The following is a 13,211-nucleotide window of genomic DNA, read 5'->3' as shown; positions in this document are numbered from 1 at the left end:
ATGAAGAAAAAAGTTTTAGCACTTGTACTTGCAGCAGCAATGGCATCCTCTATGGCAACAAGCGTTTCTGTATTCGCAGAGGCAGCTACAGAAACAACAGCCGCAACAGCAGCAGATCTTCCGGCAGAGCCACAGTTTGAGCCAAACAAAGATTATGATGAGTATACTGTAGTAGAGTACACAATCGAGGATATCCAGGCAGACCTTGTTTGCACCGTATCCACAAACAAAGATCACACAGAGTTCTACCTTGAGTGCAACTTCTACGGTGATGATCAGATGACAAAAACAACCTATGACGGAAAAGAGTACACAGTAGAAGAGGATAAGACAGGTTTCATGAAAGGTGATACACCAGCTATCCTTGACAAAGCTCTTGAGCAGAACATCTGGGTTCCAATCGGGGATGCAGCAGCTTCCGATGATGCAAGCGCAGACAAGAAAGAAATCAAAGGCGTAACAGAGGATCAGCTTCCGGCAGAGCCAATGTTCGAGGCTAACACAGACTATGACAAATGGACAGTAGTAGAGTACACAATCGAAGACATCCAGGCTGATCTTGTTTGCACAGTATCTGCAAAAGAAGACAACAGCGAGTTCTATCTTGAGTGCAACTTCTACGGCGATGATCAGATGACAAAGACAACTTATGACGGAAAAGAGTACACAGTAGAAGAAGACAAGACAGGCTTTATGAAAGGTGATACACCGGCAATCCTTGACAAAGCAATCGAGCAGGATCTGTGGGTATACTTCGACAACGGCGCTGATGATGCAGATGCAGCAGAGGCAGCTGACGGAGAGGCAACAGCAGCAGACCTTCCGGCAGAAGCACAGTTCGAGCCAAACAAAGACTATGACGAGTACACAGTAGTAGAGTACACAATCGAAGACATCCAGGCAGACCTTGTTTGCACCGTATCTACAAACAAAGATCACACAGAGTTCTACCTTGAGTGCAACTTCTACGGCGATGACCAGATGACAAAGACAACCTATGACGGAAAAGAGTACACAGTAGAAGAAGACAAGACAGGCTTCATGAAAGGTGATACACCGGCAATCCTTGACAAAGCTCTTGAGCAGAACATCTGGGTTCCGATTGAGAAATAATTGCTGACCATCTGGTAAAAAGATAAGCTTACACTTAAAAAATAATATACAGCATTTCGGTAACAGAGGTGCTGCAGCGAAAAGGGTGCCTTTGCCATGAGGCGCCTTTTTTGCTGGGAAAATGTATATGCAATAAGCTAAAATTAGTATACGCTGCCAGGATAATGAGAATAAATTTTCGTCTTAGTTCTGGTGAACTGGTAGTGAAAATGGTAAAATGTAAAGTAATTACAAGAGATAAGTTACGGGGGATTTACTATGCTTAGAGTGGCAGTTGCGGAGGACAATCCGAAGGACCGGGAACGGCTTTTAAGCTTTCTGAAACAATATGGGGAAGAGAAACATGTGCAGATCGAGGTGACGGAATATACGGACGGAAGTGAGCTTCTGGAGCAGTACCGTCCTTGCTATGACGTGATTTTCCTGGATGTGGAAATGCCTCAGATGGACGGCATGAAGGCTGCGGAAAAAATTCGGGAAACAGATGAAGAGGTTATCCTGATCTTTATTACAAATATGGCGAAATATGCGATCCGGGGCTATGAGGTCCAGGCTCTTGATTATGTTCTCAAGCCTGTGAAATATCAGGCGTTTTCCGTAAAAATGGACAAGGTAAACCGGCTTGCGGAGAAGAAAAAAGACAAGAGCATTGCCATCAAAACAGGTACTGCCACGCACCGTATCCTGCTTTCTCATATCCAGTATGTGGAGGTGGTTCAGCACCTTTTGATCTTCCACACAGAGGACGGGGATTTTTCCACACGAGGCGTGCTCAAGGATGTGGAAGCTGTGCTGGAAGAGAATGGATTCTACAAATGCAACAAGTGCTATCTGGTGAATCTTCGCCATGTGCGAAGCGTTCATGACGGAATGGCACTTGTGGGAAACGACCAGCTGCAGGTGAGCCGGGCAAGGAAGAAGGCGTTTGCGGAAGCTGTGGCGGCGTATATTGGGGATATGCAGAGTATTTAGTACAGCGGCCAATAAATATTAGGTGTACTGGAGCCCTTTTTTAGATTAGGCTATGAAGATACGAAACATTCAAATCTACATAGGATCTATAGGAGAGAAAAATGGAAACTTGGTTACAGGGAATGGATGGATTTTCCTATTGCATGGAAATGCTGGCAGCAGCGTTATGCTTTTTTATTTTTTTAAAGAAAAGAAGTGGCTTTTGGCTAAGAGTGGGAGCCAGTGTCCTCATGTTATTTTTTGCCAGCTTGTTAATTTATCCTTATTTTGTTGACATAACAAGTGTCTATAACTGGATATGGTTTGTTTTTATCTTTGTACTTATTATTGTGACGTGTTACTTTTGCTGTGATATTGCATGGAAAGATGCGATTCTGGCAGCCTCCTGCGGTGCGCTGCTTCAGCATACTGCATCTTCTCTGTTCATTGTTATTTTTTATCAGGGGATTATTCCGGAATTCTCAGGAATTCGCTACTGGGTACTATATGTATGTGTCTATCTGATTGGCACCGTTCTGATTGCCAGAAGGCTTCCGGATGAGGGACATTATCACGTAAGCCGCGCCAACGCAGCGATTATGGCGGTTACGGTTCTTACAATTGTGCTGGTTTTAAGTATTCTGGTGAAAAGCACAACCATTGATGTAATTGGTGCAGGAACAGCGAATCAGGAATACATAAAGCTGTTTCGTTTAAATCAGATTTATGCCCTTGGAGCTTGCGTGCTGGTCCTGGCTCTGGAAACTATTCTGCAAAGAGAGCTTCGTGTCCAGAGAGCACTTTCTGAAAACAAAAACCTGTGGAACCAGCGGCAGCTGCAGTATGAAATGTCCCGTGAAAACATTGCCATGATCACCCGGAAATGCCACGACATGAAGCACCAGATTGAGGCTCTGATCCAGACAGAAAGCCATTCGGAAAGACGGAAATCTTTCATAGAAAGTGTGCAGGATATGATCGAAGTTTACGACAATGATGTGCACACTGGAAATGAAGCACTGGACACCATCCTCATGGAAAAAGGCCTTTACTGCAAGGTCCATCACATCGACTGGACATGTGTGGCAGACGGAAAACTGCTGGAATTTATGGATGTGGTAGACCTTTTTACCATTATGGGAAATGCTTTGGATAATGCGGTGGAGAGCGTGGAGAAGCGAGGAAAAGAAGAGTACAAAAGTATCGGTGTACGAGTGTGGAAAAAAGATCTTTTTGCAGTGATCCAGGTGGAAAACACCTTTGAAGGAGAGCTGAAAATGAAGGACGGCCTGCCCCTTACCAGCAAAGCAGACAAAGAAAATCACGGAATCGGTATCCGCAGCATCAAGTCCATTGTGGAGAAATATCAGGGAACTGTCAGCGTTCGTGTGCAGGACGGAAACTTCGTTCTCACCATTTTATTACCGATCATGTCATGAAAATGACGGTTCATTCCAAAGCCCTTGCGAGGGCTTTTTCTTTTGTTATAATTGCCTCATAAGCAATTGGGAAGGGCAGGAAATAGCTGGTGCCAGCACGCTGGGATTTCTGTATTTTGCCAATAGAAATAATTTTAGGAGAAGACAATTATGGAGAAGAAAGCCAAAAAGCGAATGAGCAACAAAGCATTTGCAGGAATCTGGGGAACCGTTCTTGCAATCCTTCTGATCGTGGTTCTGGTAGGCAATTATTTCGCAATGAAATATACCACCATCATCACCCGATCACTTGGACACACAACAACAAAGGTTACCACTACAGGTGATGGAAGCAGTGACAATGAGTACTTCAAAAGTGACTACAGCAGCCACGAAGAGCTGGTAGATCACGAGACTGAATTCAGCAAACAGCTGGTAGCAGAGGGAATTGTTCTTATGAGAAATCAGGACAATGTACTTCCTCTTGAAAGAGGTAAAAAGATCAGTCTTTTCGGAAGTGGTTCCGCGAAATTTGTATACAGCGGACTTGGTTCCGGAGCAATCGACACCTCCAAAACAACCAGCTTAAAGGATGCACTTGAGGCAGAAGGCTTCCAGGTAAACCCGGATCTTTACTCTGTTTATGAGAAGTCTGAAGCCCGTGTTGGAAAAGAAGAGGATCCATCCACATACCTGGATTCTGTAGCAGATTCTGTAAAAGAATACAGCGATGCAGCAATCGTAGTCATCTCCAGAAATGGAGCAGAGGCACAGGATCTTACCGAAGATCAGCTCTCTCTTTCTGATGCAGAAATGTCACTTGTAAAATATGCAAACGACAATTTCGATGATGTAATCGTTATGCTGAACACAGCAAACGCCATTGAAATGGGCTGGTCTGATTCCAGATTTTTCCCGAACATCAAGGCCTGCATGTGGGTAGGATATCCAGGACAGGAAGGTATCATTTCCATTGCGAAAGCACTGACAGGAGAGGTAAATCCGTCCGGCCGTCTTGTGGATACATATGCTTATGATTCCATGAGTGCACCAGCAACTCAGATCTTTGAGTATGGCGAGTGGACCAACACAAACAACGAGGAGAACGGACCGAAAAACGCTTACACTGTTTACGGTGAGAGCATTTACATCGGCTATCGCTATTATGAAACACGCTATGAGGACACGGTTCTTGGACAGGGAAATGCCTCCACAGCAGACAGCGAATACGATTACACCAAGCAGGTTCAGTACCCATTTGGATATGGAATTTCCTACACACAGTTTGATTACAGCGACTTCTCTCTGACAGAAAACGGAGATAATTTCACAGCACAGGTAACGGTTACAAACAGCGGTGATGTGGCTGGAAAAGACGTTGTAGAGGTTTATTTCCAGTCTCCTTACACAGACTATGACAGAGAAAACCTGGTAGAAAAATCAGCAGTTGAGCTTTGCGGATTTGAAAAAACAGGAGAGCTTGCCCCTGGCGAAAGTGAGACAGTAAGCATTGATATTCCGAAGGAAACTCTTCGTGCATATGATTACACAAATGCAAAAACTTACATTGTAGACGATGGTACTTATTACTTTGCAATTGGCGATGACTGCCATCAGGCACTGAACAATATTCTTGCTGCAAAGGGTTACACAACAGCTGACGGTATGGATGCAGATGGAGATGATTCTCTGGTTGGAACCTATGAGCAGAAGGAATTTGACAACACAACTTATGCAAAAGATGCAACAACAGGCAATGAAATTACAAACCAGTTTGACTATGGAAACATCCAGACTTATGATGATTCCTATGTATATCTGACAAGAAATGACTGGACAGGAACATGGCCGACCATCTATGGAGAGCCAAACGAAAAAGGCAGATACAATGCAGAAGCAACAGAGGAATTTGTACAGTTAAGTCAGAATAATATTTATCAGGATGACCCGAACGAAGAGATGCCAACTACAAATTCCGGCGATAACATCAACCTGATCACCATGCGTGGAAAGGATTATGATGACGAGGAATGGGATGCAGTTCTTGACTGTCTGACAGTAGATGAGATGGTTGAAATGGTTCGTCTTGGCGGATGGCAGACCATGGCAATTGACAGCATCAGCAAGCCAATGTCCAGCGACCAGGACGGCCCCGCAGGTATTTCCGGCGAGTTGATCATGAGTGATGTAGACTGTATGGGATATCCGAACCAGGAGCTTCTGGCAGCTACATGGAACAAAGAACTGGCACTTGAGTTTGGTAAATGCATTGGTGAGGACGGACTTTCTGTAAACGTACAGGGCTGGTATGCACCTGGTGCTGGAACCCACAGAACTCCTCTTGGCGGACGTAACTTTGAGTATTATTCTGAGGATACCTACCTTGCAGGTTCTATGTGTGCAAATGAGGTAGCAGGTGCACAGAGCAAGGGAATGTACTGCTATCTGAAACATCTGGTACTGAATGACCAGGAGCAGAGACGTTACGGTATTTCCACATTTACTACGGAGCAGGCTCTTCGTGAGCTGTATCTGACTCCATTTGAAATGGCTGTCAAAGATGCGGACTGCCACGGAATGATGGCTGCATTCAACGGAATCGGCGGTATCTGGTGCGGTGCAAGCAAAGAACTGATCACCAACGTTCTTGGCAATGAGTGGGGCTTCCACGGCATTATCGTAACCGACTATGCATCTGCAAATGACGGCTACATGTTCATCGATGCAGGTCTTCAGGCAGGAACTGACCTGTGGCTGAACACTGACTCTGAGGTTTACAAAATGGGTGATGTATCTGACAATGCAACCTTAGTCACAGCCCTCAGAAACGCTTCCCACGACATCCTCTACACCGTTGTAAACAGCTCTGCAATGAACGGAATCGACGAAAATGTAGTAGTTAAGAAAGTACTTCCGCTGTGGCAGTACTGGCTGATCGCATTCGATATCGCAATGGCCGTAATCATCATCGGCGGCGTGATTTTGATCGTCAGAAGATGCAGAAAAAACAATAAGATTGAGATTGTGGTTGAAGAAAAGAAATAAGACGGATTAGACGCAAAAGGCGCTTCCCCGGGGAATGGGGAGGCGCCTTTTAATACATAAAAACATAACAATGCAATAACTTATTAAAAATCAATAGTTTTTACATTGCAATGCAAAAACTATTGACTTTTTATTATGCGTTTGGACTACACTTTCATTTTTGATGATTGGGGAAATAAAAACTGCTATTAGGTTTAGATCCGCTGAAATATTGCGGATGGGTGTTTTTTATTAAAAAAATGAAGAAATGGATGGAATTGTACTGTTTGGGCAGATATGTTATACTTGAAAAAAGTTGTGTAGGAAGGGAGCCTTAGCATGATATTGTATCACGGCAGTAATGTTGAAGTAAGAGAACCGAAGATTATTGTTTCCAACAGAACACTCGATTTTGGTGCTGGATTTTATACAACATCGAATAAAGAACAGGCCGAAAAATGGTCGAAGACACAAACACTTAGACGTAGAAAAGGAACCCCTATTGTTTCATGCTATGAATTTAATGAGGATAAAATTAAAAATTTGTCAGTTTTAAAATTTGAGTCACCAGATATTGAATGGCTGAGATATGTAACTGATAATAGAAAAGCTATTTATAGTGGACCGAAATATGATATTGTTATTGGGCCAGTGGCAAATGATAACACAATGCCAGTAATAAATGATTATATGGCAGGAACTATAAATGAAGAAACTGCATTAATCCTGCTGAAACCGCAGAAACTGGCAGATCAGTTTGCTTTTTTGACCTGGAAGGGTCTTTCGGCATTAAAATACCTGGAGGGAAATGAATATGGAAAAAAGAACTAAGCCATCAATTCTTCAAAATTTTGACTGTGAAGTAACCGCTTTAATAGCTCAAAACAGAGGAATTTCTCAGACAGAAGCGCTTAGAAGATTCCTTAATTCTAAAACTCATGAAATGTTGGAAGATGATGATATGAAACTATGGTATTTCAGTCCTCTGGCGGTATATGACATTTGGGAAGCGGAGGAAGCAACTGGAGATCCTGGAAATTCTCTTTATTTGAGGGGGGATGAAATTTGAGTAAGGAATTTAGATTTTTCACATATCTGCTGGAAAGTTATGCACAGTATAAAGGAACAACTGCGGCTGAAGTACTGCGGATACTGGATGAGAAGAAGCTTACGGATTTTGTGTATAATATGTATGAAATATATCATACAGAAGCAATTGAAAATGCATATATGGACATCGATAGCCTGATTGCTACAGGTAAAACTGCGTGGTAATTGATAGAGTGGGAAAGGTACTTTTCTGTAAAAAGAAAGGTACCTTTTTTGCTTAAGGTTATGTCAGAAAACTGCAAGGTTATGCGATATCGGTTGAAAGGGTCTGATTTTTCATATGCCGCGTTGTCGTCAATCGCCGTAGCCGCCGCTACGCCTCATTCCTCCGCCTTGCATATGAGAAAATCATTCTGCGTCAATATAGCAGATACTTAATTTTCGATGTACTAGATATATTTTGAATACACAATATAGTGAAATTTTACATATAAAATTCCTGTCAAATTTCAGTTTGCGTACGAATATGCGCACTTTGCGTAAAAAATAACCATTTCACTGTGAAAATGCTACAATATTAACTAAATAAGATGGGAAAAGGCAGCCAGATAATGGATGCCATCTCATCTGAAAGAACATGTAAGCGCAGCTTCCAAAAGGCTGCACAGGCAAAATGTATGCAACAAAGTATCACAAAAACGAGGAGGAAAATTCATGAGTATGAAACGAGTGCTCGCTGCATTCATGGGCGTTACCCTTATGGTGGGAAACGGTCCGGTGAGTGTGATGGCAGCAGATGTGGCAGCCGAATCATCCGCAGAAACCGCAATTGTAAATCTGGAAACCCAGGGACGCACCAACCCAATTGGCGTGGATGCCCAGCAGCCTGCTTTTTCCTGGCAGATGCAGTCGGGAGAGATTGGCGCAGCCCAGAAATCTTACCAGATCGTAGTACAGGATCCGGAAGGAAATGTAGTATGGGATTCCGGTGTAGTGGAAAGCAGTAAATCCAACGAGATTGAATACGAAGGAAGCGGGCTGACTCCGGCAACAAAATACAGCTGGACGGTAACCGTAACCGACAACAATGACAACACCATCCAGTCTGAGAATGCAACCTTTGAAACAGGTCTGATGGATACTTCCACAGCTTCCTGGGATGGAGCGAAGTGGATCGGTGCAGGCGAACTTCAGCTTGATGCCGCATCCAAGGCAGTATTCAATATTACCGCAGATGTACAGGTAGCAGAAGGCAGCAACGCAGCTTCCTTTATTCTTGGCGCAGACGATTTCCGTCTGGAAAACAAGGTATTCAACAGTGAAATGCAGGAAGGCGAGAACTACGTTCGCGTAGAGCTTGATCTGTCCGGTGTTGATGCAAACGGCGGAGCTAAGATCAATGCTTACCGCATGGGCTATGCAAAAGATGACGATCCGTCCACTCCATTTTTCACCATTGAGGATGACGAAGATCTGAATACCCTGATTACAGATAAGAACAAAAACGAAGCGCACACCATCAACATCTTCTGTACCGCAAGTACACTGACTATTACCGTAGACGGTACAAAAGTGGGCGATGATATCCTGGTTAATACCATGGAAAATGGAAATACATTCCCGAACCTGAATTCCGTAGGTTTTGCAGCAAATGCAGGCGACACTGCCACATTTACAAATTACAAAATTGAAAACGGCGGAAGATATGCAACCGGAACCCTTCTGGACGCAGAAACCGGTGCAACCTATTCTATTTTTGACGGAATGGACGGCGTAACTGTAGATGGAAATACAATTACTGTAAATGGCGGTGACGCAGGTGTTCTTGGATATGCAGATCCCTCCTATGCGGCAGCACCTATGGTGCGTACCGATTTCGAAGCAAAATCCGAGATCGAGTCTGCAAGACTTTACCTGACCGCACAGGGTATCTATGATTTCTACATTAACGGACAGGAAGTGGCACCAGATGAATGGTTCAATCCAGGCTCCACAGAGTACGATTCCATTCTGGCATACAACTCTTATGACGTAACCGATTACCTTCAGACCGGGGAAAACGCAATGGGTGCAATCCTTGGCGAGGGCTGGTGGACAGGAATGACCACATTTGAATGCCTGAATAATAACTATTATGGCGATCAGCCAGCCCTTATGGCAAAACTGGTTGTCAACTATACAGACGGCTCCAGTGACGTCGTTGTAACCGATGACGGCAGCTGGACCTACTACAACGATGGCCCGGTACGTCTGGCATCTCTTTTCCAGGGAGAAAGATACGACGCTACCAAAGAGGCAGCAGTAGAAGGCTGGACAGAGGCTGGATATGATGACTCTGCATGGACAGCTTCCTCTGAAATCGAGACAAGAAAACAGTTTGCAGATTATCAGCTGGTTTCCCGCTATGACGATCCGGTTCACGTAATCCGTACCAATGATGTAAAAGAAGCTCTTGGCGAAACCAAAGAAGGCTCCGATTCCTATATCTACGACATGGGCGAAAATGTTTCCGGTGTTCCGGTTATCACAATTCCTGAAGAGTATGCAAAACCAGGCGAGACCTTAACCGTTCGTTTTGCTGAGATTCTTTATCCGGAGCTGGATGAGTACACCAGCGAAGGCGTTGACGGAATGCTGATGGTTGAGAACTACCGTACCGCGATGGTAACCGATTTCTATACTATGAAAGAGGGCGAGAACGTATTTTCACCGGATCTTACCTTCCACGGATATCGTTACATTGAGATCACAGGCCTTGATGAGGAGCTTCCGGCAGACTGCATCAAGATGCAGGTACTTTCCTCGCTGGATGCAAGCGCTGAGTATGAGTCCTCCAATGAGCTGACCAACCAGCTGTTTACAAACATCACAAACTCCACAACCAGCAACTACATTTCCATTCCAACAGACTGCCCGCAGCGTGACGAGCGTATGGGATGGACCGGAGATGCGCAGATTTATGCACTGTCTGGTTCTTATGTAGCCGATACTTACAACTTCATGCGCCAGTGGATGGATACTGTTCGCGCGGACTGCGGTGAGACCGGAATGTCTTCCCAGTATTGCCCGGCATTTGTAACTTATGATCTGGAAGCAGATGACAAGATCCCGCACAACGGACAGAGCTTTGGTATTACCTGGAACTGCCTGGTTGTAACTATTCCTTACAACCTGTATATGCAGACAGGAAAACTTGACATTGTAAAAGACAACATTGATAACATTTATGCATACGTAGATCACCTTGCTTCTACTCCAATGACCTACAAGGATGAGAACGGTGATAAGCAGGAAGATGCAAGACTGACTGGTGAGACTGGTACACTTTGTGATCACCTTTCCAGAATTCCGACTGACGGCGTAATGCTTGGAAATGTTCTTTATATTAACTGTCTGGATCAGGCAGCAGTACTTGCCGATGCTATGGGTGATACAGAAAAAGCACAGAGCTATCGTGAGACAGCTGCAACTGCAAGAGAAGCATGGAATGAATTCTTCATTGACCCGGATACCGGAAAAACAAAGAACACCAAGGGTGAGATCCAGGATACCCAGGCTTCCTATGCAACACCTCTTCGTTTCCATGTAGTAAGCGATGAGAATTTGGAAAAAGTTCTGGAAAATTATAATGCTTCCATTGCAGAAGCATCTGGTGAGGACAGTGACGGAATGCCGATTGTTCCTTATACTCTGACAACTGGATTTAATGCAACCGGAAACCTGCTGAATGCACTTTCCGATTATGGTTTGAACGACACTGCTTACAAGCTGTTTGAGTCTACTGATTATGCTTCCTGGCTGTATCCGGTAACTCAGGGCGCAACCAGCATCTGGGAGCGTTGGAACGGATATACCAACGAGCTTGGCTTCAACGGAAACAACAGCATGAATTCCTTCAACCACTATTCACTTGGTGCAGTTTATGAGTGGATGGTTGCTTACCAGCTTGGAATCAAAGCTGACGAGTCACAGCCTGGATATCAGCACTTTATCCTGCAGCCTACTGTCGGCGGTGATTTCACAGAGGCAAAGGGAAGCTATGATTCTGTATACGGAACCATCAAGAGCGGCTGGACCGCAGCTGACGGTGTGATGACATCTTACGATGTAACCGTTCCTGCAAACACCTCCGCAACCTTATACCTGCCAGTATCCGGTGACGTAACAGCCTGCGACGGCGTAACCATAATGGGTGCTGCACAGTACAATTCAATTGAAACTCAGCAGATGGAATTAGTTGCCGGAACCTATCACTTCGAAGTGACAGACGGCAATGTAACGGTAACTGCTGCATAATCAATCATCATTGTTATGAAATGCTTTTTACTGAAGCGTTTTATAAAATATATGCAATAACTGTTATCATAGATAAAGTCCTCCAATTTTATTATGATACGGAACATGCGGAATCTTAAAATGCTGCCAGATTCCGTATGCGAAAAGGCCAGTACGGAGAGCATTCTGATCCAGTACTGGCCTTTTTCGTTGCATTCTATTGAAAACTTTCTCTTGCTAAATTGTGAAAGTTTGTTAGAATATGTATAAAATAATTTGCGCAATTACAATTTATGAGAAAGTATGCTCTTTGGAGCGAGGTGACAAGTATGGTTACATTAAACGATTATTTATATTCCGGTGATACGGTTTTAAAGATTCTGCAGAAATATACGGAGGATCTGCGCAGGGAAGCCAAGGAGAACTATAATGAGATTGATTTGGTACACAGCAATTTCCTGCTTCAGATCACGGAGCTTCTGGAGCACAACGATTTCTTGACAGCCCAGTCTCAGAAGATCCGTGAATTTTATAAATATATGGCCCATGAATATCCGTTCCTGGCGTTTACTTTTAAGGGAAGAATTAAATCCCTGATTCGGGCGGAAGAGAAATTTAACGGGTATATTGTGGAATATATTTATAATTATTACCGGGAAAATGGAACCTATCCGCCTGTGTCTGAGCTGAAAAACAAGCTGAGCTGTTTCCGTGACTTTATTGCATACAGGATTGTAGTCTGTCTGCCAAGATGTCATCTGAAACCGGGAGAAGACCAGGAGCAGGCTTCTATCCGCTATCTTTATAAGATTGCAAACGTGCTTCCGGGATTCCTGGAAGAGAGAGGGTTTACTGCGGAGTCTGCCCAGGGAGTGAAGCTGAGTACATCACCTTTGCTGGATGAAGAGGTGAAGCCATACTACAGAGATTATATCTGTGGTACCAGTGAATACGGTTATCAGTCCTTACATATTACTTTTTATGATAACAGCTCAAGATCCTATATGGAAGTGCAGCTGCGCACCCAGAAAATGGATGACATTGCGGAAATCGGTCCTGCGAACCATTTAGGCTACGAGAAACGCCAGCAGGATGAACGTGCCCGAAGGGACGTGATCCCGGAAGGCGAATGCGTCTATTTCGACGAAGCCTACGAACGCGGCATGCGCCTTCTCCAGCTGGAACTTGCCGACCTGGACGTAAACATGTTCTCCGCCGTCAACAACAGTCTCATCAACGACGGCTGCGGACTGTTCCGCGGAAGGCTGATTTTGCCCTATGAGCATTTGTCAAGGTTTCAGAATGATGTGATAGATTAAAAGATAAGGAAAGCGAAAATCCTCTTTGCAGTTGTGGGTAAATTGCAGAGAGGATTTTTTT

Annotated in this window: 9 protein-coding genes; all 9 read left to right on the top strand. The window is 44.2% G+C overall.

What is annotated here, in order from left to right; translation table 11 throughout:
- The 9 genes from OCV70_RS11220 to OCV70_RS11180 all read left to right on the top strand — a co-directional run bounded on the left by OCV70_RS11220 (position 1) and on the right by OCV70_RS11180 (position 13,150).
- Entirely contained in the window at positions 1 to 1,113 is a 1,113-nt protein-coding gene (locus OCV70_RS11220; RefSeq protein WP_021924832.1) for a hypothetical protein, read from the top strand.
- 258 nt (positions 1,114 to 1,371) lie between these two features.
- The gene (locus OCV70_RS11215; protein ID WP_021924833.1) at positions 1,372 to 2,085 is read left to right on the top strand and encodes a LytR/AlgR family response regulator transcription factor; all 714 of its coding nucleotides are present in this window, start codon (positions 1,372 to 1,374) and stop codon (positions 2,083 to 2,085) included.
- Positions 2,086 to 2,186: 101 nt separating this feature from the next.
- Entirely contained in the window at positions 2,187 to 3,503 is a 1,317-nt protein-coding gene (locus tag OCV70_RS11210) for a sensor histidine kinase (protein ID WP_173767052.1), read from the top strand.
- 150 nt (positions 3,504 to 3,653) lie between these two features.
- On the top strand, positions 3,654 to 6,527 hold the full coding sequence (locus OCV70_RS11205) for a glycoside hydrolase family 3 protein (protein ID WP_021924835.1): 2,874 nt from the start codon (positions 3,654 to 3,656) through the stop codon (positions 6,525 to 6,527).
- A 318-nt stretch (positions 6,528 to 6,845) separates the two neighbouring features.
- Entirely contained in the window at positions 6,846 to 7,337 is a 492-nt protein-coding gene (locus OCV70_RS11200) for a DUF3990 domain-containing protein (protein WP_021924836.1), read from the top strand.
- Complete coding sequence (locus OCV70_RS11195; RefSeq protein WP_021924837.1) at positions 7,321 to 7,575, top strand: hypothetical protein; 255 nt, start codon at positions 7,321 to 7,323, stop codon at positions 7,573 to 7,575. Before OCV70_RS11200 ends, OCV70_RS11195 begins: the two co-directional genes overlap by 17 nt.
- Positions 7,572 to 7,781, top strand: coding sequence for a DUF3791 domain-containing protein (locus OCV70_RS11190; protein WP_021924838.1), 210 nt, complete (start codon positions 7,572 to 7,574; stop codon positions 7,779 to 7,781). The genes OCV70_RS11195 and OCV70_RS11190 overlap by 4 nt, the downstream gene beginning before the upstream one ends.
- Before the next feature lie 489 nt (positions 7,782 to 8,270).
- Positions 8,271 to 11,852: a family 78 glycoside hydrolase catalytic domain gene (locus OCV70_RS11185; protein WP_021924839.1), complete on the top strand. Its 3,582-nt coding sequence runs from the start codon at positions 8,271 to 8,273 to the stop codon at positions 11,850 to 11,852.
- 308 nt (positions 11,853 to 12,160) lie between these two features.
- Positions 12,161 to 13,150: a nucleotidyltransferase family protein gene (locus tag OCV70_RS11180; protein WP_021924840.1), complete on the top strand. Its 990-nt coding sequence runs from the start codon at positions 12,161 to 12,163 to the stop codon at positions 13,148 to 13,150.
- Positions 13,151 to 13,211: the final 61 nt, after the last annotated feature.

The sequence above is a fragment of the Blautia acetigignens genome, assembly GCF_025566865.1.
GTDB classification, from domain to species: Bacteria; Bacillota; Clostridia; order Lachnospirales; family Lachnospiraceae; genus Blautia_A; species Blautia_A acetigignens.
This window is presented reverse-complemented; position numbering and strand designations above follow the sequence as displayed.